General features: G+C 45.3%; 23 protein-coding genes and 2 riboswitches. Of the genes, 8 read left to right on the top strand and 15 right to left on the bottom strand.

Going from position 1 to position 24,944, the window contains the following annotated elements; translation table 11 throughout:
* Positions 1-125: 125 nt before the first annotated feature.
* The 7 genes from SRRS_RS05355 to SRRS_RS05325 all read right to left on the bottom strand — a co-directional run bounded on the left by SRRS_RS05355 (position 126) and on the right by SRRS_RS05325 (position 8,717).
* Complete coding sequence (locus tag SRRS_RS05355; RefSeq protein ID WP_371366906.1) at positions 126-899, bottom strand: energy transducer TonB; 774 nt, start codon at positions 897-899, stop codon at positions 126-128.
* A complete protein-coding gene (locus SRRS_RS05350; protein ID WP_371366905.1) occupies positions 899-1,309 on the bottom strand; it encodes an ExbD/TolR family protein in 411 nt (136 codons plus the stop codon). The genes SRRS_RS05355 and SRRS_RS05350 overlap by 1 nt, the downstream gene beginning before the upstream one ends.
* Complete coding sequence (locus SRRS_RS05345) at positions 1,296-1,931, bottom strand: MotA/TolQ/ExbB proton channel family protein (RefSeq protein WP_371366903.1); 636 nt, start codon at positions 1,929-1,931, stop codon at positions 1,296-1,298. Before SRRS_RS05345 ends, SRRS_RS05350 begins: the two co-directional genes overlap by 14 nt.
* Positions 1,932-1,963: 32 nt before the next feature.
* Positions 1,964-3,841 carry a VWA domain-containing protein gene (locus tag SRRS_RS05340; RefSeq protein ID WP_371366901.1) on the bottom strand — a complete coding sequence of 626 codons (1,878 nt, stop codon included), beginning with the start codon at positions 3,839-3,841 and terminating at the stop codon, positions 1,964-1,966.
* Between the two features lie 20 nt (positions 3,842-3,861).
* Complete coding sequence (locus SRRS_RS05335) at positions 3,862-4,890, bottom strand: ATP-binding protein (protein WP_371366900.1); 1,029 nt, start codon at positions 4,888-4,890, stop codon at positions 3,862-3,864.
* A gap of 152 nt (positions 4,891-5,042) precedes the next feature.
* Positions 5,043-5,225, bottom strand: a riboswitch (cobalamin riboswitch).
* A 195-nt stretch (positions 5,226-5,420) separates the two neighbouring features.
* A riboswitch (cobalamin riboswitch) is annotated at positions 5,421-5,602 on the bottom strand.
* Between the two features lie 250 nt (positions 5,603-5,852).
* Complete coding sequence (locus tag SRRS_RS05330; RefSeq protein ID WP_371366898.1) at positions 5,853-7,757, bottom strand: sigma 54-interacting transcriptional regulator; 1,905 nt, start codon at positions 7,755-7,757, stop codon at positions 5,853-5,855.
* A 126-nt stretch (positions 7,758-7,883) separates the two neighbouring features.
* Positions 7,884-8,717, bottom strand: a complete 834-nt coding sequence (locus SRRS_RS05325) for a methyl-accepting chemotaxis protein (protein WP_371366896.1) — start codon at positions 8,715-8,717, stop codon at positions 7,884-7,886.
* A 451-nt stretch (positions 8,718-9,168) separates the two neighbouring features.
* Between SRRS_RS05325 and SRRS_RS05320 the strand changes: the two genes are divergently transcribed.
* From SRRS_RS05320 to SRRS_RS05285, 8 genes are all read left to right on the top strand, one after another.
* A complete protein-coding gene (locus SRRS_RS05320) occupies positions 9,169-10,488 on the top strand; it encodes an MFS transporter (RefSeq protein WP_371366894.1) in 1,320 nt (439 codons plus the stop codon).
* A gap of 110 nt (positions 10,489-10,598) precedes the next feature.
* Entirely contained in the window at positions 10,599-11,807 is a 1,209-nt protein-coding gene (locus tag SRRS_RS05315; protein ID WP_371366892.1) for a CaiB/BaiF CoA transferase family protein, read from the top strand.
* A 62-nt stretch (positions 11,808-11,869) separates the two neighbouring features.
* Positions 11,870-12,772: a hydroxymethylglutaryl-CoA lyase gene (locus SRRS_RS05310; protein WP_371366891.1), complete on the top strand. Its 903-nt coding sequence runs from the start codon at positions 11,870-11,872 to the stop codon at positions 12,770-12,772.
* Positions 12,773-12,826: 54 nt separating this feature from the next.
* Entirely contained in the window at positions 12,827-13,030 is a 204-nt protein-coding gene (locus SRRS_RS05305; protein WP_371366889.1) for a 4Fe-4S dicluster domain-containing protein, read from the top strand.
* A gap of 20 nt (positions 13,031-13,050) precedes the next feature.
* Entirely contained in the window at positions 13,051-14,115 is a 1,065-nt protein-coding gene (locus tag SRRS_RS05300; RefSeq protein ID WP_371366887.1) for a 3-methyl-2-oxobutanoate dehydrogenase subunit VorB, read from the top strand.
* Position 14,116: 1 nt separating this feature from the next.
* Positions 14,117-14,866: a thiamine pyrophosphate-dependent enzyme gene (locus SRRS_RS05295; RefSeq protein ID WP_371366885.1), complete on the top strand. Its 750-nt coding sequence runs from the start codon at positions 14,117-14,119 to the stop codon at positions 14,864-14,866.
* Positions 14,866-15,423 carry a 2-oxoacid:acceptor oxidoreductase family protein gene (locus SRRS_RS05290; RefSeq protein WP_371366883.1) on the top strand — a complete coding sequence of 186 codons (558 nt, stop codon included), beginning with the start codon at positions 14,866-14,868 and terminating at the stop codon, positions 15,421-15,423. Before SRRS_RS05295 ends, SRRS_RS05290 begins: the two co-directional genes overlap by 1 nt.
* A gap of 123 nt (positions 15,424-15,546) precedes the next feature.
* Entirely contained in the window at positions 15,547-16,239 is a 693-nt protein-coding gene (locus SRRS_RS05285; protein WP_371369721.1) for a hypothetical protein, read from the top strand.
* A 217-nt stretch (positions 16,240-16,456) separates the two neighbouring features.
* On the opposite strand, the gene SRRS_RS05280 is transcribed toward SRRS_RS05285, so the two are convergent.
* From SRRS_RS05280 to SRRS_RS05245, 8 genes are all read right to left on the bottom strand, one after another.
* Positions 16,457-17,110 carry an ABC transporter ATP-binding protein gene (locus tag SRRS_RS05280; protein WP_371366881.1) on the bottom strand — a complete coding sequence of 218 codons (654 nt, stop codon included), beginning with the start codon at positions 17,108-17,110 and terminating at the stop codon, positions 16,457-16,459.
* A 10-nt stretch (positions 17,111-17,120) separates the two neighbouring features.
* Positions 17,121-18,056, bottom strand: a complete 936-nt coding sequence (locus SRRS_RS05275) for an ABC transporter ATP-binding protein (protein WP_371366879.1) — start codon at positions 18,054-18,056, stop codon at positions 17,121-17,123.
* Between the two features lie 12 nt (positions 18,057-18,068).
* Positions 18,069-18,935: an ABC transporter permease gene (locus SRRS_RS05270; protein WP_371366877.1), complete on the bottom strand. Its 867-nt coding sequence runs from the start codon at positions 18,933-18,935 to the stop codon at positions 18,069-18,071.
* On the bottom strand, positions 18,928-19,935 hold the full coding sequence (locus SRRS_RS05265; RefSeq protein ID WP_371366875.1) for an ABC transporter permease: 1,008 nt from the start codon (positions 19,933-19,935) through the stop codon (positions 18,928-18,930). The genes SRRS_RS05270 and SRRS_RS05265 overlap by 8 nt, the downstream gene beginning before the upstream one ends.
* A gap of 185 nt (positions 19,936-20,120) precedes the next feature.
* The gene (locus tag SRRS_RS05260) at positions 20,121-21,716 is read right to left on the bottom strand and encodes an ABC transporter substrate-binding protein (RefSeq protein WP_371366873.1); all 1,596 of its coding nucleotides are present in this window, start codon (positions 21,714-21,716) and stop codon (positions 20,121-20,123) included.
* Positions 21,717-21,967: 251 nt separating this feature from the next.
* Positions 21,968-23,068 carry an adenosylcobinamide amidohydrolase gene (locus SRRS_RS05255; RefSeq protein WP_371366872.1) on the bottom strand — a complete coding sequence of 367 codons (1,101 nt, stop codon included), beginning with the start codon at positions 23,066-23,068 and terminating at the stop codon, positions 21,968-21,970.
* 47 nt (positions 23,069-23,115) lie between these two features.
* A complete protein-coding gene (locus tag SRRS_RS05250) occupies positions 23,116-23,889 on the bottom strand; it encodes a carbon-nitrogen hydrolase family protein (protein ID WP_371366870.1) in 774 nt (257 codons plus the stop codon).
* Entirely contained in the window at positions 23,858-24,940 is a 1,083-nt protein-coding gene (locus SRRS_RS05245) for a radical SAM protein (protein ID WP_371366868.1), read from the bottom strand. Before SRRS_RS05245 ends, SRRS_RS05250 begins: the two co-directional genes overlap by 32 nt.
* Positions 24,941-24,944: the final 4 nt, after the last annotated feature.

Here is a 24,944-nt window from a genome sequence, read left to right as displayed (position 1 = left end):
AACCTCTTCACCCAATAATAGTTGTTCTGGGTTTCGCACAGCTGGAATCCCCCTTGTTCATCAACCATAAAGAAAAATTCCATCCTGCAAGCATTGTGTTTTCCCGCATGGGATCTATCTTGCGGTCACGAGCTAAGTCGAAAATTTATCGGTACTTTAACTGTACAAGCAATTTTTTGTCCGGTTTCTCTTACCTTAGCCGGCACAAACCGCCAACGCTGAACAGCTGCCACAGCCGCCTCATCCAAAAGGTCTGAGCCGCTTGAACTACTGACACTCACCTCACCGGCACGCCCATTTGCCAAAACTTCAATTCTAACTTCTACCGTACCTTCAATTCTTGCCTGGCGGGCCGCTTCAGGATACGACGGCTTCGGTTGCGAGAGGATGCTAGGACGAATAATGTCCCTACCTGATCCTGAACCTTCACCCGAGCCTGAACCGGAACCTGCGCCGGAGCCTGATCCCGCACCTGAACCTCCACCGGAGCTGGAACCGCTTGACGATGCTTCACCCCCGCCGCTTGCAGCGGCACCTGGAGAAGCAATGGCACTGGTGTCAACAGACTCAAGCGCCATGGCACTGACAGCCACTGCCGCCTCTACTGCCGCGGTTGGCTGCGAAAATGGCTGGGTAACTTGCTGCATAACCTGCCGTGCTGCCGTCTGTTGCAGCTGATTCACTGCCGCACTGCTTGCCGGCCACTGCTCCGGTAATGATGCTCCCCCCGGCGGACTATCCGGCTCATTTGATAATTCCAGTTCAATTAAGGTTTCCGGCGGCTCCACAGGCAGCAAAGCCTTTCCCGCCATCCACCCAATGCTTAGTAGCACAAAACTATGTAGAATAAGCGAAATAATCCAGGCTTTTCGCCACCGTGAGCCTCCTCCCCAATCCATTACTTATCCTTCCTTTCTGTCGCAATAGACACTCGTTGTGCACCTGCCAGCTTTAATTCATCGAGTACGGCTACTACTTTGCCGTATTCAGCCATTTTATCCGAGCGCAGCACAAACACTATATCCCTTTGTTTCGCAAGCTCCAATTGCACCCGCTTTTTAACCAGTTCCAACGGTATCTCTTCCTGCTCAAATAAAATACGGCCTTCTTTCGTAACCGCCACCGCCACACTGAGCGGCTTGTCATTTTGAGCTGAGGCCGCCTGTGGCAAATTAACAGGTATGGTCTGCTGATCAACCATGTAAAGCGTGCTCATGATAAAAAACACCAAGAGAAAAAAAATAATATCAATCATGGGAATGATCATAAGCTTGGGCTGGCGCTCAGTACGCAAGTTACGCATTTTCATGATATTTCTCCTGTTTGATATGCCCCATCACTAAGAGGCAAGTTTGCTCAATATTAGTAATCAGTTGATCTAATCTATGGTTAAAATAGCTGTAGACAAGCATAGCCAAAGTAGCTACACATAAACCGGAGGCAGTGGCAATAAGTGCTTCGCCAACCCCGCCGGTAATCGCATGGGGCTGACCGGATTTGATATTCATAACGCTGAAAGAGCTGATCATGCCGATAACGGTTCCCAAAAGCCCTAATAGCGGCGCAATCGTTACAATGGTATCCAAATGACTTAGATTGGTCCTGAGGCCGGCCACAGCTAAAGCCGCTTCCCCCTCAAGTATAGTTTCCACATTCGCACAGCCACATTGTAAATAGCGAATGCCTTTCGCTGCAACCATAGCGGCGATCCCTTGGGTCTGCCGGCATAATTCCCCGGCCGCCGTCCAGTCGGCGCGTTCCAGTAAAGGGGTAAGCTGTCCAATAAACTTCTGCATGTCGGTGTTCATTTTTTTATAATACAAAAACCGCTCCACACCGATCGTTGCCACAACTAACGAGCAGGCCAAAATCATATACATGACCGGCCCCCCCTTATGAAATACACTAAAACATTCCGCTATAAAGCTCATTTTTTATTCCTCCGTTTTGCGTTTGCCCATTGCTAAGACAAAGTCCTAACAATATGCATAATGTTTTGTTCGGATAGGTCTTGCAGACGGTAATAGGTTGATCCCATCTCCCTGGCCACAACCCGGGCCAGTCCCAGCTTAACAAAATCCCGCTCGGTATCAATAACCACACTATGTACGCCTGCCTTATTTATTTTCCCGGCTACTTTTAAAGCTTCTTCCATCCCGTCACCGCCTGTAGTTGCAGCCGTATTTACCCGGCCATCGGTAACCAAAACCAGTACCGGTTTCATTTCCTGGTCTTTTTGCCGGCGGGAAGCCAGCACTTTCAAAGCGGCTGACAACCCCTCCGCCAAGGGCGTTTTACCACCTGTCGGCAAACGCCGCAGGCATTTTTGGGCCAAATCAACGCTGCGGGTAATGGGCAAAAGCACCTCGGCGGTCTGCCGTCTAAAGGCAATCAAGCCTACTTGATCCCGTTTTTGATAGGCATCCTGCAGCATGGCGCATACGGCTCCTTTGACGGCCCGCATTCGCTCACGCGCCCCCATGGAACCACTGGCATCTACAACAAACAAAATAGTACTGCCAATACGTTTTTCCCGAATTTTTTGCCGCAGATCTTCCTGCTCAATGGCAATGGCACATTTGTCTCTTTTCCGGAACTTCTGATAAGGCGCAGCGGCCCGTAAGGTAGCGTCAAAAGCCAAATCCGTCACCTTGCCGCGCGGAATACCGGAACGCACATAACGCCCCTGTTTGGTATCGGTGCGCGTCAGACTGCGTTTGCCACTGCCGCGGCGTTCCTGACGATCCTGGGGCAAAGATAAATCCATCTTGATAAAAGGAAAGGTAGTGTCTATATCTGCCACTTTCTCCTGATCGCCGCCCTCATTCTGCGGCTGGTCAGCAGGCGGATCGCTCTGCTCCCGGGACTCATCCTGCCGGTCATCAGGCGAATCGGCCGGCGGTGGTGGCTGATTGTCTGATTGGTCTGGCGGATTCTCATCAGGAGGCTGCTGTTCATTTTGCTCTGGTGGTTCCGGCGGCAGCGGCTGCTCTTCCTGTCGCATGCGCTGCGGCAATACATAGCAAGCGGCTTCCTCCAGATCGGCTGGCAGCAGATAGGTTCGTCCGGCAAGCGCCGCAATAGATCTTGCTGCTTCTAACAGGAACAGTTCAGCCCGGTGGCCTGCCGAATTGGCCTTGGCACACATTTGCGCCGAAAGCTGCATCATTGCTTCCGCTATCGCAATTTTAGGCAGCAACCTTTTAGCAGTTGCCACCTGTTGTCTGATTATTTCAGTATCTGCCGCATACCGCTCTACAAATTCTGCAGGGTTTGCTTCATAGTCAAGTATTCGCCGCACAATCTCCGCCCGTACAGCTTCATCCCGCTCCTTACTGACAGCAGCATATAAGCCAAACCGGTCTAAAAATTGCGGCGATAGAGTTCCTTCTTCCGGATTCATAGTACCCATGAGGATACAAGCTGCTTTATGCAAACAGGAAATCCCCTCACGTTCCACCCGGTGCTGCCCGGTGGCCGCCGCATCTAAAAGACTGCCCAAAAAATCGTGGCGCAGTAAATTAACTTCATCAATATAAAGAATCTGGTTATGGGCTCTGGAAAGTATGCCCGGCAAGAAGCGGCGCTCACCCTGTTCCACAGCATACTGCATATCCAGGCCGCCAAACACCATATCCTCCGTGGCATTAAGCGGCAATTCAATAATTCGGGTTTGTCCGGTGATTTCTGTCAGCGAACGAACCAGCGTTGATTTGGCGGTACCCTTTTCTCCTGCTACCACAACCCCGCCTGCTTTCGGATTGACGGCAGCTATGAGTAACGCTCTCTTGACAGCTTCCTGACCGGCAATCGCCGCAAAAGGAAATATCATGCGTTGCATATTATCCTTCCTCTCGCCCGCTATTGTTCGGCAAATATGGCTTCGACTTTATCCCAGTCCAGCGTTCCGTCCTCAAATGGGCGCCGTCGCATCCGGTGAGGCAGCGCCAAGTGGGCGGCTTTTTTTACGTCCTCTTTTTCCACTTGCACCCGTCCGGCGAAAGCTGCCAGCGTCATGGCAGTCTTAATTACGGTAATGTCAGCCCGGTGGCCATCAACATCAAGGGCAATAGCCAGCCTGGCAACAAGCAGGAGCAGTTCATCGCTGATAGTTACCTGGGGCAGTAAGCCGCGTGCCTGCATGATACTCGCTGCCAGTTTTTCCTGTTCTTCCTGATACTGCTGAGCAAAGGTATCTGTATCCTGTTCATAGGCTAACCGCCGTTTGATAACTTCCACCCGCCATTCTGGCTTGTTTTCTCCGGCCACGGCCACCGATAAGCCAAAACGGTCTAAGAGCTGCGGCCGGATATCGCCTTCTTCGGGATTCATCGTGCCGACAAGCACAAAGCGCGCCGGGTGGGAATAGGACACACCCTCGCGTTCGACCGTGTTAACCCCCATGGCGGCGGCATCCAACAGCACGTCAACAACATGGTCATCCAAAAGATTAATTTCATCCACATATAAAATATTGCGGTTGGCCTGAGCCAAAATGCCGGGATCAAATTTCTTTTCCCCGTGCTTGATAGCGTGTTCAATATCCAGTGTGCCAACTACCCGATCCTCGGTAGCACTTACCGGCAGCTCCACCACCCGCATTTTAACTGACTGAGTAGACAGTTGTTCTTCTGCTCCGGCTTTATCCCGGCAGTTGTCACACAGATGGCCAGGGTCCGCCGGATCGCAGTGGAACGGACAGTTTTTACTTACTTCCATGGCAGGCAATAAATCGGCAAGCGCTCTAACCGCGGTTGATTTGGCTGTTCCTTTTTCCCCTTTAATCAGAACTCCACCCAACAGGGGGTTAATTACATTTAATATAAGTGCCTGTTTCATATCTTCTTGTCCGACGATAGCAGTAAACGGATACACTGCAGTATGTTTCAAATCGATTCATCTCCTTATTGACTTCCTATGTGTGAAGTTGACTGCAAAAGAAAAAAGAGACCTTCGTTTACCTAAGTACGGAAGGTCTCTTGACTAAAAAGCATGCAAAAATACATCTTATATATAATCCCCTCCCCATGCCTCGTGAGTAAAACGGTGACTGACAATTAGGCAGTTCTCCTGGCTCTGGATCTTTGCTTACTTAAACCTTCCCGGGATCTTCATCCCAGTGGTGTATCTTAAGCTTGCTCCCCATTACAGTGGCGGGACCGCGCCGGTATTTCACCGGTCTTCCCTATTAAACCCTTACGGGTACCTAACCCTGTTATTCTGTTTTGAAAAAAATTATGCTTTAGCAGGATGAAAAGCTCCCGACTGTCAAAGCAACCGGGAGTTTCCTACAGCAAACTAATAAAAAACTCCTGATATCAACTATCAGGAGTGAATTAGACTAAATCGCACAGTTCTTGAGATTAATCCAAGAATATGCTTAGCTGTAATCCCCTCCCCATAACCGCGTGGGTAAAAAAAACGGCGATTGTCAGCTAGGCAGTTCTCCTGGCTCCGGATCATAGCTTGCTTAAACCTTCCCAAAACAATTGTTCCAGTGGTATATCTTAAGCTTACTCCCCGTTACAGTGGCGGGACCGCGCCGGTATTTCACCGGTCTTCCCTATTAAGCCCATTAGGCACCTAACTCAATAATATTAAAATTTCATTACTTCTCATACTACAGAACATCACATAGTTTGTCAATACTTTGCTGTGATTTTTCGCACAAGCCGTGCCGCAAATAAATACGTTTCTACCAGCATCTTTATCTTTATAGACAATCATTTTGTTACTATTTCATACTGATTATCTCCCTGATCTCAATATCTCAGGTTTGATGGCTACTCACTATATGGGGATGAATTGATGTTTACCGCATTTCTTGCAACCCGGGAGCCATCCTGGACTTTTCAATTAGGTAACCGCCTCTCACGGATTTTTTTTAGTTTACGGGTAAGGGTTGACCTTCCTATCCCCAGATGAGCTGCGGCTTGTTCTAGTGTCTTGTGTTCAGCAACAGCTTTTTGGATCAACTCGTGCTCGAACTCTTTTACTTGAGGGCGAATTTGTGAGATATCGTCTTCAAAAGAAGTAGCCACTGCTCTCAATATGTTTGGTGCCACCAATCGTAGAAAGTCTTTAACATCTTCTTCCGGCTCAAATGAATCCACAAAAAAAGCTAAGCGTTGGATAGTATTCTGCAATTCCCGGATATTGCCAGGCCACGTATACTTTTCAAAGTATGGCAATATCTTAGCGACGATTGGTCTCAGTTGATGCTTATTTTCGGCGGGGAGAAAGTGTTCGCATAAGTGTTTGATATCTTCACGGCGGTCAGCCAGTGTCGGAAGTTCGATCCAAAGTACATTTAGCCGATAGAAAAGATCTTCCCTGATAATATTCTTTTCCAGTAAGTCCTCTGCACTTCTATTAGATGCTGCTATAACACGGATATTTATTGGAATTATTGATTCTCCGCCAATTCGCAATACTTCACGTTCCTGTAGAACACGCAGAAGACGTGTTTGCATTTCGATAGGAAGAGCATCGATTTCGTCTAAAAATATGGTTCCGCCATGTGCCAGTTCAAACAAACCGTGCTTGCCTTTACGGCGGGCCCCCGTGAATGCACCCTCCTCATAACCGAACAACTCGCTTTCCAGAAGCGTGTGGGGTAAAGCTCCGCAATTAATAGCTACAAAAGGATTTTTTGCACGTTCACTTGCGTTGTGAATACTCTGGGCAAAAAGTTCTTTGCCTGTTCCTGATGCTCCATAAAGCATTATAGATAGGTATGACTGAGCGAAATTTTTTGCTATTTTCTTCTTTATTTCCAATGTTTTCGATACTCCGATAATATCTGAAAAAGTTGCTTTAGCTTTAAATTGACTTTGCGCCGTCAATTCTTTCCGGATTTTGTGCTCAGCTTGCACGACTTTTGAAGACTCCATAAAACTAGCAACAGCACCTACAATTTTTGAACCGTATCTTACCGGAACGCGGTTGGTAAGTATGCGAGTATTACCGGTATCTTGGAGTTCACCCTCTTCAGATTGTCCCGTTTGAAGAATATGATCAAGTCTGGAATTCGGTACTATTTCGGCAATGTTTTTGCCAATTACTTCTGTGGCGCGAATATTCAGTGTTTTTTCTGCTGACTTATTAAATATTTCAATTTCGCCATGAGCATCTACGGCAATAATCCCGTCATAGGTTGCATCCAAAATAGCTTCCAGTCGACGTGATTTTCTGGTTTCTTCCCTTCGTAGTGAAGCCAATCGATCTGCTTCAAGAAAGGCTGATTGTAATGTTGCACGATTCGTTTTTAAAAAAACACTTGGTAATCCAACCTTCTGGGCATAGGCAACAGAAGCCCCGCCCCCAACTATGCAGTAGTTTTCGGAAGCAAGTGAAGCAATTCTTCGCTCTAGAGTTTTTAAATCAGTAATTATAACTTCTGTAATAGAAATATCCAAAACTTTTTCCATCAGGGATAATCCAATATACTGATCGCTATATGATGTTATCGCGATTCTTCTGCAATACTGCCGGGCTTCATTTAATGCAGCTAAAATTTCATAAGGCCCAGTATTAACAGGAATAACCGGCATGGAAAATTTCTCAGCCAGAAATTTGGCCGTACCACCACGGCTCATGAGTATATCAATTGGCGGGCCGTTCAAGGTTTCTATAATTTTACTTGCTTGTTCCAGCCACCCCTCATAGAACTCTACCGTTAGTCCTAGTTCTTCTGCAACTGCTTGTGCCATAACAGATAGTTCTTTATTCGTAGAGATGAAAATAATACGATTCATAGGATCCCTCTTTTCGACGATGATTGGTAAAAATTTATGGGTTCCGAAAGTACTTTTTGTTAACGCTATTTATTACTATATATCATTTTAATTAACGGTCAAAGTAGCTTTAAATCTATTCGAAAATTATTCGCAAAGTTCGTTTGCTACATTATTCAGTTCACCCGCTAATACGCTTACCTGCTGTGTAATAGCAGTTAGGTTCATCAGGGCAGTTGCAATGCTGACAATTGCCTCTTCAACTGCACGAACTTCTTCTACTATTTTTGTGCTGTTTGATTGGATGATAGCAACAATATCCCCGACGTTTTTTACAGATAAAGTTCCGCTGGTGGCTAGTTTTCTAATTTCCTCGGCTACTACTTGAAATCCTCGTCCATAAGCGCCGGCTCTTGCAGCTTCGATACCCGCATTTAGACTAAGCAGATTTGTTTGTGAGACAATTCCTTTTAGCAACGATAATACTTGCTCAGTTTCTTTAGCCTGTATTTGGGAGTCTCTTGCAGTTTGAAGCAATATCCGGCTTACGGAAGCAATTTCTTCTGTTTGGCCTGATACTTTTTCGCATATTTGTGCTATTGATTTAGTTTGAGTATTTAATGCATCTGCCAGTTGCCGGGTCATCTCATATTTATCAACAGTTATTGATGTGGCGAATGCTCCTACCACCTCGCCGTCCTGACTTAGAATTGGAGTAGCGCAGCCAATATAGGGTAAACCACGGGCCGATTGGTCAACCTTCATAAACACTTTTCGTTTTTCCTTCATGGCTTTGTCAACAAGACTACCTTTACGAATCGTTTCACCCACAGGAATGTTTAAATTGAGATTTTCTGCTGGCTTGTAAACTAAGTATTTTTCCCTGTTGGTGATTGTTATACCAACATTGTAAGGTAATGATTGCAAAAAAATAGGGTACGCAAGTAGAATAGAGTTAAGAATACCTGGTTCTGGATGCAATTTTTCTTTTCCTCCTTAGCGTGCATGTGATATGCCATAAGATTAAAGCATTTTATATCTCAAGATTATTTCAATGCATTTTTCATGCCAATAATATGGGTAAATCCTTTTTTAGATGACAGGCTAATTTTACTTTATACTAACTGGGAATTTTTAAATTTCTACTCATAGAATTATGCAAAATGATAAGTTGCATCAGGCTCACACATGAGCCTGAATTGTTTAAGAAAAGGCTCGTTTATGAGCCTTTTCTTTTTTCTCGACAAAAAAATATGCCTAAAACCGGTCGTTAGAGAATTGGCATGCTTCTTGCTTAGTTATAGTGTGACTGCAGTCTGAGAATAATGCTCCAAAGGAGGGGTGATAAACGCGAAAGAGGACGTACTGTATGGGACCTAAAACTTATCGTCCAGACTAAATACTAAAATTTATTAAAATGGAGGGGTTCAGAATGAATGATAAGAGAACCGGATACCGCTGGGTCATTATGGCATTGCTTTTCATACTTTATACGGTAGCCAATGCTGATAGGGCAAACATCGGTTTTGCATTACCCTATCTCCGTAAAGAATTTGCGATGAGTAATACTGAGGCAGGTGCTATCATTAGCTTATTTTTTGCAGGGTATGCACTTATGCAGATTCCTTCAGGTTTCTTGGTAAAAAAATTTGGTATGCGGACAATGTTTACTGTTGGCATGTTTTTTACTTCATTATTTACTGGCATGATCGGCATGGCAAACTCTATTCTTGCCCTTAAAGCTCTACGCGTGGGGGTAGGGGTGGTAGAAGCGCCAGTTGCGATTGCCTGTACAACTGCTATCAATAATTGGTTTCCGCCTAAAGAAAAAGGAACAGCATCAGGTATTTTTCTTGCCGGATCCAAAGTTGGTCCTTTGATTGTTCCGCCGCTCTGTGCGTGGATTATCTCAATGTGGGGATGGCGGGAGATTTTCTACTTTTTTATGGTTCCTGGGCTGCTATTATCTATCGCATGGTACTTATTGGTAACTAATAAACCTGCCGATAATAAATTTGTTTCAGCGGCTGAGGCCGAATACATAGCAGATACTACGGTAGCTCAAAAACAAGAAGGAAAAAAACGCGAATACAAGCTCTGGTGGGTAGATAAGATTGTACGTGCAAAAAAGGTTGATCTCCTTGGAAATTCGTCGCAGGTATTTAAATGTTGGGACATCTACGGAGCTGCCATTGGTTATTTCTTTATGGTGGGTATCGTAAGTGTTCTTATGTCTTGGCTGCCAACTTACCTGGTTACAGTAAAGAAATTCGCCATTATGAAAACGGCTTTAGTTTCATCAGCGCCTTTTGCCGGAACCGTTGTAGGTAATTTTGTAGGCGGTTGGGTTTCGGACAACATTTTAAACAAGCGCCGTAAGCCTATGATGATGGTTACCGCTCTATCAACAACTGTCATGATGTATTCGCTGATAAATGCGCCTGCTGATGCAACTCTACTGGCAATATTGCTTTTCGCAACAGGATTCTTGCTTGCTTTGGGATATTCGGCATTCATGGCTTATCCAATGGGCCGTGTAAATAAAGAAAGCTACCCGGTTGCTTTTAGCATTGTCAATACAGGCGGACAATTAGGTGGAGCAGGCGCACCTTTATTTGTAGGTATGATTTTAGATAAGTTTAACTGGGATGCGGTGTTTTTATCTCTGGCAATCGGTTCATTGATATGTCTGGCTGTTGTTTCAAGCATTATTGAACCAGTGCAAGATCCATTAGAGCGACCTAATTTCTAAACATTAAACCGCTATAATAACAAGTTTGGATCTGAGCGGAAGCTTACCCAAAAAGTAAGACTCCCGCTCAAGCTGGACAAGCTTATATATTTTTTTAGGGGGAGGAAAATATGTTAACAAATATGAAGACGGCAGGTGCATTGGAAGGAGTAACAATACTTGATTTGACAAGAGTTTTAGCAGGCCCCTACAGCACAATGCTATTAGCCGATATGGGAGCAAATGTTATCAAGATTGAAGAACCTATCAAAGGTGATGATACCCGCCATTTCGGACCGTTTCGAAATGACGAAAGCATTTATTATATCACCAACAACCGTAATAAAAAGGGGATTACTTTAAACCTAAGGGATCCAAAAGCAAAAGAAATGTTTAAAGAAATGGTCAAGAAGGCTGATATTGTTACGGAAAATTACCGCCCAGGCACTATGGAAAAACTGGGACTCGGCTATGATGTACTGAAAGAAATAAATCCCGGAATCATATATGCTTGTATATCTGGTTTTGGCCATTATGGACGCTATAAAGAGCGCCCGGGCTATGATATTATTGCTCAAGCCATGAGTGGACTAATGAGTACCACAGGTTGGCCAGGCGGACCTCCCACACGAACAGGTACAGCAACCGGCGATGTATTAGGAGGGTTATTTATGGCAATCGGTGTGTTGGGAGCCCTGCATTATCGCCAAAGAACCGGCGTGGGACAAAAGGTTGATGTGGCGCTAGTAGATGCAGGGGTATCTGCAATGGGAAATGTCAATATGCTTTATTTGGCTGACGGCTATATTCCTAAACGTATTGGTAATCGCTATGAATCAACTTATCCTTATGACTCCTTTGAATGCGCTGACGGAAGTTGTGTTATTGGTGCGGCAAACGACAAGTTTTGGCAAATACTCTGCGGAGTCATTGGAAAATCAGAAATTGCAGAACTACCTCAGTTCTTACGCATAAGGAACCGCTTAGAAAACCATGTAGAAGTTAAAGCGCACATTGAAAGCTGGACAAAAACCAAGTCGGTTAATGAGGTTGTAGATGCTTGCTTGACAGCCGGAATACCGGCCGCACCGGTATATGATGTTAGTCAAGTAGTTGAAGACCCGCATATTGCGCTCGATAGAGAGATGATTATTGAGCAAGATCACCCTAAAGCAGGCAAAGTTAAAGTTACAGGAACTCCATTCAAATTATCAGCCACTCCTACAACCGTCAGAACGGTTGCACCGGCTCTCGGTCAAGACAATCTAGAAGTTTACAAGGAATTCTTGCGTTTAAATGATCAGCAGCTAGCTGAGTTAAAAGCAAAGGGTGTAATTTAGAAAATAATTTTGAACAGTACGATTAGATAAAAGATGGATGAAAAGTAAAAGAGGCGATTATTTTGAAACTCCCTAAAGAAATTGAAATCATCGAGGTCTGTCCGCGAGATGGATTTCAAAACATAAAAACACCAATTCTGACTGAGACAAAAATAGAGATTATTGATAAACTGGTAGATTGTGGTTTCAAATGGATTGAGGCAACATCTTTTGTTCATCCTAAAGCGATACCGCAGATGGCGGACGCTGCTCAGGTACTAAAGGTTGTCAAAAAAAAGCATGCGGGCAGAGTAGGTTTTATCGCCCTAGCCCCCAATTTGTTTGGCGCACAACGGGCAATAGAAGCCGGTGCAGATGCAATTACCTTTGTTATTTCGGCTAGTGAGAAACACAACCTTGAAAATACCAGGCAAACCATAGAACAATCAGTAGCCGCATTTACGGAGGTATGCAAAATCAAAAGCGATTGCAAAATGCGCCTGGCTGTAGCTACAGCATTTGATTGTCCCTTTGCCGGCAAGGTAGATTTCATGCATGTTATAAGTTTGGTTGAGGCGGGACTGGCTGCCGGGGCGGATGAGATTATATTGGCTGATACTATTGGTACAGCCACTCCTTTACAAATAGAAGCCTTAATAAATCCGTTAACGCAAAAGTATCCGCAGGTTTCGTTTATCCTGCATATACACGATACACAAGGGATGGGGCTTGCAAATGTTGTCACAGCGCTCAATCTTGGGGTAACACGTTTTGAAACAGCGGCCTTTGGTCTGGGCGGGTGCCCATTTGCGCCGGGAGCCGCTGGTAATATTGCGACTGAAGACTTGACCAATATGATCCACAAGATGGGTATTTCTACTGGGCTTAATTATGAGAAAATCTTGCACGTTGCTCGCCATATTCAAGAAAAATTAGGAGTTGAGCCGATGGGACATCTGTCTAGAATTGCCTCTTGTCAAGGATAAGAGGCTGTCGTCACCTATAAATAAATTTGTTTTTTATTAAGAAAGGAGATAAATATGCCTAGACCTGTATTTAATATTGAAAAGTGTAAAGCCTGCGAAATGTGTATTCAGGCTTGCCCCAAGAAGCTGCTAGAGCTTAGCGGTAGTTTCAACAAAAAAGGATATAGTATCGTACATTGCAATGACGATAATTCTTGTATCGGTTGTACGTTATGTGCCAGGATGTGTCCCGATGCTGTTATTGAAATTTATAAATAGATGTATAGGAGTGAGAATAAATGCGTGAAAAAATCCTTTTGAAGGGTAATGAGGCTATCTGCGAAGCTGCCATTCAAGCCGGTTGCCGGTATTACTTCGGGTATCCGATAACACCGCAAAGTGAGATTCCTGAGGTTATGTCAAAAAAGCTGCCGACAGTTGGCGGAGTATATCTGCAAGCTGAAAGTGAAATTTCGGCAATAAACATGCTTTATGGTGCGGCAGCCACCGGGGTACGGGCTATGACTTCATCCTCGAGCCCGGGTTTTAGTCTAAAACAAGAGGGCATTTCCTACATTGCTGCAGCTAGTCTGCCTTGCTTATTGGTAAATGTTCAACGCGGCGGTCCCGGCCTTGGCACAATACAACCGGGTCAAGCTGACTATTTTCAGGCAACTAAAGGCGGTGGACATGGTGATTATCGCCTGCTGGTTTTAGCGCCTAACAGTGTCCAGGAAATATTTGACCTTACGGTTGAAGGATTCGATCTTGCCGATAAATACCGGATTCCTGTACTTATCCTCGCGGACGGCGCGCTGGGGCAAATGATGGAAGCAGTTTCTGTAAATGTAAAACCCGTGCTTGAAGTGGAAAAAAACTGGGCAATTACCGGCCGCAATTGCAGAAAAGAAACAAATGTTATCAATACACTGTCCTTTGACAAAGATGCGTCAGAACAAACAAACCGGGATCTACAGGCAAAATATGCCGCCGTTAAACAGAATGAAACTCGGTGTGAAAAGTTTTACACCGAAGATGCGAAATTGGTGCTTGTAGCCTACGGTATCACGTCGCGGATTGCCAAGTCCGCTGTAGACAAGGCCCGTGAGCAAGGTTATAAAGTTGGATTATTAAGGCCAATTACTCTTTGGCCATTCCCTTCGTCTGATCTCTTACGGGTAGCGCAAACAACTAATGCTTTTTTAGTTTCCGAGCTCAGCACTGGGCAAATGGTCGAAGATGTGGAACTCGCTATAAGGTGTCAGAAACCGGTACATTTCTATGGTCGGACAGGCGGCAATATGCCGACACCTGATGAACTATATCAAGAAATAGTGAAAATTTTCGCTGAGGGAGGAAAGTAGGATGCAGGAAAAACTGTTTGCAATTACTGAAGGTCTTAAAGATACACCGACTCATTATTGTCCAGGCTGTCATCACGGCATTATTCACAGGCTGATTGCGGAAGTAATTGAAGAACTAAATGTACTTGAAAAGACAATACTGGTTGATCCGGTGGGTTGCTCTGTTCTTGCCCATAACTATTTTAATGTTGACGCCATCCAAGCTGCTCACGGGCGAGCACCGGCCGTGGCTACCGCAGTTAAACGGACAAAGCCTGATTCTGTGGTGTTTACCTATCAGGGGGACGGTGATCTGGCAGCCATTGGCTGCGCAGAAATCGTGCATGCTGCCATGCGTGGCGAAAATTTTACCGCAATATTTATTAATAATGCTATTTATGGAATGACAGGTGGGCAGATGGCACCTACGACACTTGAAGGTCAAGTTACAGCAACTTCACCTTACGGACGAAAAAAAGAGTTAGCTGGCAAGCCTATGAGGGTATCGGAACTGTTGGCCACTCTGGAAGCACCAAAATATATCGCACGGGTTGCGGTAAACACTCCGGCAAACGTTAACAAAGCCAAAGCGGCAATCAAGGAAGCCTTTTCAAGACAAATTCGAGGTGAAGGATTTACATTTGTGGAAGTTTTGTCTACTTGTCCGACTAACTGGGGGCTGAGCCCGGTAAAATCGAATAAATTTGTTGAAGAAAGCATGATGCCGTACTACCCTCTGGGAGTTTATAAGGATTCGGAGGGAAAGCAATAATGACACATGAAATAATTTGTGCTGGCTTCGGTGGTCAGGGAGTATTATTAATTGGACGTCTGGTAACATATGCGGGAATGCTGGCAGATAAGCAGGTATCCTGGATGCCTGCTTATGGTCCTGAAATGCGTGGCGGGACGGCATCATGTTCGGTAATTGTTTCTGACGAAGAAATAGCGTCCCCGGTTGTATCAAAACCAACTGTTTTGGTTGCGATGAATCAGCCTTCGCTTGAAAAATTCGAGCCAACGGTTCAAGCCGGCGGAGTAGTAATAATAAATAAATCTCTTACTGGAGTTTCTACTACACGGGATGATGTAAACGCTTATTACGTTCCTCTAAACGAGCTTGCTCTGGAAGCCGGCAACGCACGGTATGCGAATATGGTTGCACTAGGTGCGTTAATCGGAGCAACTAATATGGTTCCCCTTGAAGAAGTTAGAAACACACTTGCTAAAAACTTTGCAAAAAAACCGGAAGTGGTTGAACCTAATATGCAAGCAGTTATGCGCGGCGTGCAGTTTGTATGTGATAGTAAAAACTCCAGTAACTATTAAATGTTGCAATCTTATTGAGCTGCTGTGAGATAATTTTGTTTTATCGGCAAGGGAAAATATGATTATAGGCTGTTTCCCTGCTATCTCAATGGTTAGATAAGGTGGTGAAGTTGAGTGGAAGATATGAGAGATAAGAGTATCTTTTATAATAGTGGTCCGAAATTAAAAATATTTCTTGGAGAGTATGGAAGTGGGAAGACTGAGCTTGCAATTAATTATGCGATACAAATAAAGAAGCTAGGCTATAATACAGCGCTTGTTGATATGGACATTGTAAAGCCTTACTTCCATAGCCGTGAGCAAAGGAGCTTATTGGAGCAGCGAGGTGTAGATGTTGTAGCCGCGGATCAAAGGTTAACAAATGCCGAACTGCCGGTACTTCCGCATGATTTAAACAGAGTTCTTTATCAGAATGATTATAGAGTGTTAATGGATGTTGGGGGGAGAGATTCTGCCATTGTGCTGGGGCAATTTTTTGAAAAAATTACAACTAACCCGTATCAGGCTATGCTTGTCATAAATGCGTTAAGGCCTTTTACCAGTACGATTTCGGGTGTATTGGAAGTATATCATCGGATTGAAAATGCATGCGGCCTTAAAATATCTAGTCTAATCAGTAACACAAATTTAGGCAGGGACACAACTGAAGAACATATTCAAAAAGGTATCGCTTTGGTAGAAAATGTGTCTAAACATTTAATGCTACCTATTCATTGTATTGTGATCCCCGAGTGGTTAGGACAATCTAAAAAATTAAGTACACAACATAAAATCTTTACTTTACATCCTTATATACAATTTCCATGGCAAAAATAGCCTGTTCCTTTGCGAATATATGTTAAATTTTACATGTTCAGCTAAAATTACACTAAAAGCTGGGTTCTTAGGAACCCAGCTTTTGGATTGTAACACTTAGTTGAACAATTTTTATAGGGCGAATGCCTGAATTTCACTGGCGATAATAATCAATTAAATCATGATATGTCGAAGCACTGACAACAACGGCATAAGGAGTTTGTCCATATAAATATTGCTACATTGTAGCAGCAGCAATATGATTTTTTTCATATTTTATAACATAATTGCTGTCCATTATCACTTGCCGGGTGGCAATGTGCTTCATCAAGGCGTTGCTGTGGGTTACGGCAATAAGGCCGATGCTTCTCTTTTCTACTTCTTTCAGTAGAAAACTCCATATCTGGCTTTGGGTGATAAGATCAAGCATCGTGCTGATTTCGTCGGCGATAAGAAACTTCGTCCGCTTCCCCAACGCCCTGGCAATACAAAACCGCTGCACCTCACCGCCGGATAACTCCCCGGGAAACCGGTTAAACCAATCGCGCTCAATCCCTAATTCATCCATAATCCGGTCCTCAATCTCGTCCCCTTCCGCAATCGTATCCTTCATTCGCAAACGAGGATTTACAGATTTTTCCGGATGCTGCCAAATCATCTGAACAGGACAATAGCCCTTCATTTTATGAATGTCCTGACCGTCTAACAGTACTTGCCCCTGTTTCGGTTGTATATAACCGGATAAAATCTGGCACAGTGTAGTTTTGCCAAAACCACTTGGAGCCACAATACCCACCCGCTCATGATTACCCATAGTAAGCTGGAAATTCTTCAGAATCGTTACCCCTTGTTTATACCCAAATGATATATCTTTTGCCTCTAACATCATCATTACCCGCTCCTCACTCAGCATGAATACAGCGAACAGTGCCACAGCGTATCACCTGTTCCGGGATATCGCCTTCGCATTCCGGTGTAAATTGTAGGCACCTAGGCCCAAAAGAACAACCCTTAGGCATATCTTTCACATAGGGCTGATTCCCGGGAAAGGGCTGAAATCCGTTTTGGGGCAAAGCCCGCCATAATGCCTTTGTATAAGGATGGCGAAGTGTATCCATCGATTGAAAGTCCGCTACCGGTGCTTCTTCAACAGTCGTGCCGGCATAAAAAACAGCAATTCTGTCGGCTACTTCCAACGCCAATTCAATATCATGAGTAATAAGGAGCACGCCGTTGCCTTTATCGGCAAATTCACGAAAATGGCGCATGGCATTTTTAGCGGCTTCCAAATGAAGGCCGGGCGTAGGTTCATCCGCAATGATTAAACGCGGATTCTCCATCATCGCAGTGGAAAGAAGAACCCGCCGCGCCATACCGCCTGACAGTTCAAAGGGATACAGATCGGCGGTGTTTTTCTGCAAGTTATAATAGGAAAAAAGTTCCTCTTGCCTTCTACGCACACTCTCTTCTTTGCACTCTTTCCGTACCTGTTCACCAATTTTCTCCAGCGGATCAAGATAGTTCACACTTTGCGGAACCAAAACGATTTTTTTGCCCCGCAGCTCCTGGATGCGGGCGTTGTCCAGTAATTCATCCTCAAAAAAAATGTTTCCCGAGGCATTGCAATTGGGTGGCAAAATTCCTAAAATAGCGTGGGCTAACAGACTTTTACCCGACCCGCTGGATCCTACCACGGCCACAAGTTCCCCCTCGTGTACCGATACATTCAAATTACGAATGACCTGTAAATCAATTTGCCGCAGGCCCTGCTCATACTGGGTAAAAGAAATTGACAGGTTGTTTATTTGTAAAATGTGTTTATTATTGATGCAAGACACAATTCTGCCTCCTTACTCCTGAGCGCTGTGAGGATCAATTAACTTACGCAGGCTTCCCCCGACCAAATCAAAGAGCTGCACGGTAAACAGCAGCGCCAGCCCGGGAAAAATCGCTAACCACCACATACCCATAGACAAATATTTCATACTTTCCGACAGGATTATGCCAATACCCGGCTGCTCTGGCGGAAGACCAAAGCCTAAAAATGTCAGCGCAGCTTCATGCAGGATTGCATGAGGAAAAAGAAGTACCAAACCAACCAGGAATTGAGGAAAGACATGGGGAAGCATGTGTTTTATTGCAATTTTACATTTACTCTGCCCCAGCTTGCCGGCTATTTTCACATAATTCTCTTCCCTCAATTGGAGAATTTCGCCCCGAATCACCCTGGTCAATACCGGCCAGTGGCTTATGGCAACAGCGACAGTGACACCTAAGGTGCCTCGGCCAAGGGCATAAGAAATAAGAATAAGCAGTAAAAGGTGGGGAATCCCCATGACTAAGTCAACCAGCCAAGTAATGACAGCATCCACTTTTTTCCCCAGTGTGGCGGCCGCCGACCCCAGAATTGCCGCAATTATTGCACTGATAACCGAAGCAAAAAGCCCGATAAAAATACTGATGGACAAACCTTTCAGTGTACGGAAAAGCATATCGCGCCCCAGCCAATCCGTACCAAAAGGATGAGCTGCATTCGGCAGTAAATTTTTTTGAGTAAAATTCGTTGTTATCGCCATCTCACCCACCAGGGTGCCAATAACTGCAATAACCAGTAAAAAACCAATAGAAAAAGTTAAATAAGCAATCGTCTGGCTTCGTTGGTTAAAACGTTTTCGTTGGTGTTTCTGTAAAACGGTAACAGGCATCGTATTATCCATGTACGCTTCCCCGCCTTATTCTAGGATCAATTACTCCATATAAAAGATTGGCAATCAAATTACCGGTAAACACCAGGGCAGCACTAATCACCGCAATACCTAAGAGCAATGGAGCATCTCCACCTAAGCCGGCAGAAACTGCGGCCTTGCCCAATCCCGGATAAGAAAAAACCTGTTCTACCAGAACAGAGCCGCCAAATATTTCGCTGATGGAGGCAAACTGCAAGGTTATGGCCGGAAGCATAATATTGCGAAGAGCATGATGCCTGATAATCGAAAACCTGCTTTTTCCCCGTGCTTTGGCAAATAGAATGTACTCTTCCTCCATGATGTCAATCATCTTTTCCCTGGTATGCAGCGTAATGTTGGCAACCCCGATTACGCTCAAAGTCAACGCAGGCAACAGCAAATGCTTTATACTGTCAAAAATGGATACCTCTGCTGCATTTACGCCGATAGGCACACTCAATCCGATGGGTAAAATTTGCAGCCAGACGGAAAAAATCATTAACAAAACAAGTGCCAGCCAAAAGGTTGGCGTACTGGCAATAAGTAATGAATAGCCCTTGATTACCTTATCGATCCATTGACCACGATATAAACCGGCAGCAATGCCAAATGTAAAGCCCAAAATACCTGAAAAAATCCACGCTGTGGCCATCAGTACCATGGAATTCATAAATTTGACACCAATGACGCTAGCCACAGGCTGCCGGTAAATCAGGGATGATCCCATATTTCCCCGGATAAAATCGGTAAACCAGTTCAAATATCTCTCCAATGGCGGTGTATTCAACCCAAAATAGGCTTCCAGCTTGGCCAAATTTTCCGCACTCATATTGGCCAAACCTACTTCTCCAATGTAGGCCCGAATCGGATCCACCGGCGATAATGAAACCAGAATGAAAGAAAGGATACTCACGGCAATTAACAGTGAAATCATTTTAACTATGCTTTTTCCGATGTATCGATAAATGCCGGAATATTTTCTTATGTTCATAAAGAATACCTCATTTTTAACAGAATAGGCCTATGGTACAGAGAAAATAATTTTCTCTGTACCATATAAAGAAAACACGGCTTGCGCCGAGCCTTTGGCGAAAGCGGAAGCCGATGTTGCCCTTATCCAGGCGAAAGTTATACTTTTCTACAGGAGAACAGTACAGATCTCTGCTATTTATACTGTTACTTCCAAGACCACTGGTGGACATTGTTCACAATTGTCCAGCCATAACCATGAGGATGAATCTTTTTGTCAATAACATTCAGATTTTCTTTAGCAAAATATACGTGTTTGACTTCTACCAGCCAGACCCAGGGTGAATCAGCCTGCGGTGTGACACCGGCAATACCGTCCCATTGCGCTTGTTTCCAATATTGATAAGACCCATCCACCGAGGTGGCGGCCAACGCTTCTTTAATGTGTTTATCCACCGTTTCATTGGAATAAGAAGCATAGTTCTTACCTGTATAATAATGGCTTCGGATGCCCGTAGGCGAGTGGGAACCGGCGCCAAATACATGCGGCGTGGCATAAGCCTGAGTAGCAATTTTATCCCAGCTTGAACCCACCGGATTTACTTTGATCCCGACTTGTTTTAACATTTCTTTTACCGCCATAGCAATACCTGTGCGGGCGGAATTGGAAGAAATATAGAGGAGGTCAAATTCTGCTTTTACCCCTTGCTTTTCATAGATGCCGTCCGCATTTAATTTCCAGCCGTCGGCTTCCATAATTGCTTTTGCTTTTGCCGGATCATATGCTACTTTCATGGCCTCATTTTCCCAAGGCTCATTCACGCAGTCACTATAGGCCACCGAACCATAGCCATTCAGCACATTCTTTACTAACGCTTCCCGGTCAACGGCACAGGCAATTGCCTGGCGAACGGCAAGATTTGCGGTAACATTATTACCGGCAGGATAGGTTTCTCCATTTTTCTTGGCAGGTGTGGTATTACCTGCAGGAATACAGGGGAGATTCAGACCGCGAATATCTTCAGTATTAAAAGAGAGGATATTATATCCTTTGATAGGGTTAACTGTATAAGAGGGCGCTGTGTAGGCCACATCGACCTGACCGCCTTTAGCTGCAGCATAGGAGGCATCCTCCGACATAAACACAACGGTAACTTTCTTAATCTTTGGCTGTTCGCCATAGTAATTGGGGTTAGCTTCCAGTATTACCTGCTGGCCTTTATCCCATTGTTTTAAGATATACCGGCCGGAACCAATCGGGTTTTTACCATAGGTCGCGGCATTATAGGCATGTTCGGGAACAATACCTACAACGGCGGCTGTATAGGCAAAAGCAGAATACGGAGTATTCAAATGAAAAACGGCGGTGGTGTCATCAATAGCTTCTACCGATTTTAACATGGACAAATCTGTCTCGGTCGCCTGCTTCATGGCATTATTATAGGTAAAAGCAACGTCTTTCGCGGTAAGGGGAACACTATCGGTAAATTTCACATCAGGACGAATTTTAAAAGTCCAAGTAAGCCCGTCCGGCGAAATAGTATATTCTTTTGCCAGATCATAGCCGATCGTAATATCATCTTTTGTAACCAACAAGGTGCTTTGGATCAGAGGATCATGGGTGTGCTCGCCGGCAGCCCAGCCCATAATAGGATCAAATCCAGCGGCAGGCTCTGATTCAACATCCATGGTAATAACAACACTGTCTTTGGCCGAAGTGCCCGTAGTAGCGCTTTTTCCACAGCCAACCAAGGTAAATACAAAAGTAACTATCAGGCACAGTGCTAAAAATTTCTTCTTCATGTTCTCCTCCTAAATGTGTTTTTCAATAATTGACATGCAAGAAAACTATTCTACAGAATAAAAAAAGTGGTATAAAACCCGGGACGTTTTTTGTCCCGAATGGTTTCATACCACATTCTTTTATTATATAGTTTTGGGGTTGTTTTACCTATTAATCATAATATGACTTCTTGTCATACCGGCAAATTTTCATAATCTGCCTGTCATAGTAAATTTTAGCAACACAATGTCCTTTTGTAAAGATATTTTTGTTACTTTTTTAACATAGTGCACTTTTCTCCGGTAATTCCCAGTAGTAAGACCTTCCAGGCTTGCAGATAATCCTCCAGACCGGTGCCTATAATTTCCGGTGCTTTAACCCCATATTTAGCGGCGGCAGCGGCAAGCAGCTCATTGCCGGCCTGCTGCACTTCCTTTCCAGACAACAGTTCCCATTGCATTTCATCCAGAAGATGTACATATAACGCCGCATATGTCACCAAAAAATTATCTCTGTCACTCTGATATAACGCATCCATAAATTTCGGCTTTATTACCGCTTTGTCAGTATTGGCGGCATAGGCCTGCCACAGTGTCTCCTCCTTGATTCCATACCGTTTAAAGCGACGAAGCATGCTGTGCTGCTGGTCTGGTGACAGTCCTGTCTGTTTATGTAAAGCCTCCTTGACTGCCGGCAATACCGCCCGGCCAATCAATTCCCCCAGTTTAGAATGCTTGCCCGCACTCTCAAAATACAGCGGTGACGCCGGATTGGCAATAACAATCGTCTGATCGGTGCCGGAACCGGTAGCCAAGCCTGTCGAATAATTGCTGCCGGCCATAAGCTCCTGCAAAGCAGCCGTTTTAGCCTCAGTGCAAGTGACCATAGCCCGGTTCAGAATACCTGGCGGCAAATCAGCATCAATAACCAGAATAATATTGATCGTGCCGGGCTTCTCTATTGAACTTTTATCAATAGGCTGAAAATAATCGGCCGGATCACCGACCCGGCCGCCGTTGACCTCAACCCCACCGGTAACAATAGCCGTAACTGTTAGATTTTCATAAGTTTGCGTATGGATCGCCACATTCTCCATGGAAGCCGCCGTTCCCATCCCGGCAGTTTTCGCCGGATCAAGCCCGATTTCCTCAGTGATAAGCTTCATATGCTCCTGGTAAATCGGAGCACGCATGATGCAGGCCATACCAGCTCCCGGATTGCAATCATTGTTAAATACAGCCGTCAAATCCTCCCGGTAGCCGCCATTGACAACAGCGGTGCTGCTGACTTTGCGCGGCTGCTCAAACGGAATAACAATACTTTTATAATACCGGTAAACAGAATCCCCTGTTGATAAGGTGCATAATTTCAAAGCTTGCTCCCTCCCTTGAATCCAAAGATTCAAAACTACCACCTTCTTTATAATGCCAAGATAGTAAATTCACTTGATACGGTATTCTGCTCTTTAAAATCCCAATCAAAAAGGAGTACGGCAGGCTCCCCTGCATATTCCAGCCGCATTTCCCCGCCGATAACCACCGCACTTTGCGCATGAGTAAAGTCCAGGCGTTCCTGCTTGCCGGTCTGATTACATACCCACAGCGCCCGGCCGCTGGCAGCCGAAGCCCTTTTCCAGGCGTTTTCCGGCGGTCCGCCACAGCCGTTTGGCGGCCAGGCCGCAGGAACAACGATAAGCTCTGCGCCCTTTTGGGCCAAGGCTACGGCGTTTTCTTGATACCAGGAATCGGCACAAATTAATATACCTGCCGTCTTTTCGCCGCATTTTACCGGCTCCAGGTGTTCTCCCTTAGCAGCCCAGCCTTCAGACACACCCGAATGCGCCTGTTTTTTCCGGTGACGGCCAAGGATATTGCCGTCAGGACCAAGCACCAGGCAGCTATTATAATACTTGCCTGTCACCGCGTCCTGCTCGGCACAGCACAGAAATACTGTTACCCGGCAATTGGCTGCCAGTCGTTGAAAAGGTTCAACCGCCGGAGATGGCTGCACCGGTATTACAACCGGTTTGTGCTCACGCTCACAGGCAAAAAAATACCCTTGTACGGCTGTCTCCGGCGTAACAATCCACTTGGCTCCCGCTTCTGCTGCCAGCCTTACGCCGTTGGTTAAAATCGCCAAATTTTTGCTTTCCGGTCCGCCGCTAACATCTACATGCAGTAACGCAACTCTCATACGCTTTTTTTCTCTCCTGTCCCTGATGTTGTTGGTACCATTCTATCGCTACCTGTTTTAACGCACATTCGGCGGCATAACTCTGACCGGGGCAGCCTGCCCCATACCACCGGGCAAAACACGCACCGCCACACAAGGAAAAAGAAGGACACTGCAGGCAGAACTTCATTTTTTCTTTAATCCCTGCCGCCACTTGTGCCTGTCTGGTTTTGTCCAGTCCTGTTTTTACATGTCCCAGATAAAAATCCGGATTGCCGGCCAGCGAAGCGCAGGCGTACAAATGGCCTTGCGCGTCAACGAACGCGGCCTCGCCGTTCATAGCATAACAATGAGAAAAACCCGCCATCTGCTTATTAGCCAGTCTATCCACCCGCTCAACCTGAGAAAACAACATTGGCTTACCGGTCTGCTTCGTCAAGCGTTCGGCCGTCTGAAAAGCCGCTTCTACTCCCTGCCACACAGCCTCTGATGAAGGCGCTGTCATCTCGCTGCCCCGTCCCTGGGCTCGTAACAGGTCAAAGCCAATCCGCCGGACATTTCCCAGGTAATAAGCCATTTCTACCAAGCCGCTCAGTTTACCGGCATTTTCATTGGTAACAACACAGGTTATCCCTGTAGCAATACCCTGCATTGCCAATTGACCCGCACCGTGTAAAATCTGGCGGCAGGTTCCCTGACCATCCGGCAGGCAGCGCTGCCTGTCATTGACATCAGGCCGCCCGTCAAGGCTAATCCCGATTCCTACCTGACCGGCTTTTAAGACGGCCGCCCTCTCTCTGGTCAGAAGTGAGGCGTTGGTCTGCAATTGCATAATTGCCGGCAAACCGGTTTCCCGCACATAGCGAATCACTTCCTGTATTACCGGAAAGTTTAACAGCGGTTCGCCGCCGCTAAACTGCAATACAAAGGCTTGTCCGTCCGTTGCGGCCATATCCACTGCAGCAATTGCAGTGGAAGTATCCATGATCTCTGCCGGATGTTCATGGGCATAACAATACTTACAGGCAAAATTGCACTGTCCGGTTAACCCTAATATCAACATTTTCAACATAACG

The sequence above is a fragment of the Sporomusa rhizae genome, from assembly GCF_041428845.1.
GTDB classification, from domain to species: Bacteria; Bacillota; Negativicutes; order Sporomusales; family Sporomusaceae; genus Sporomusa; species Sporomusa rhizae.
Note: the sequence above shows the minus strand (reverse complement) of the source record. Positions and strands in the feature narration are given on the sequence as shown.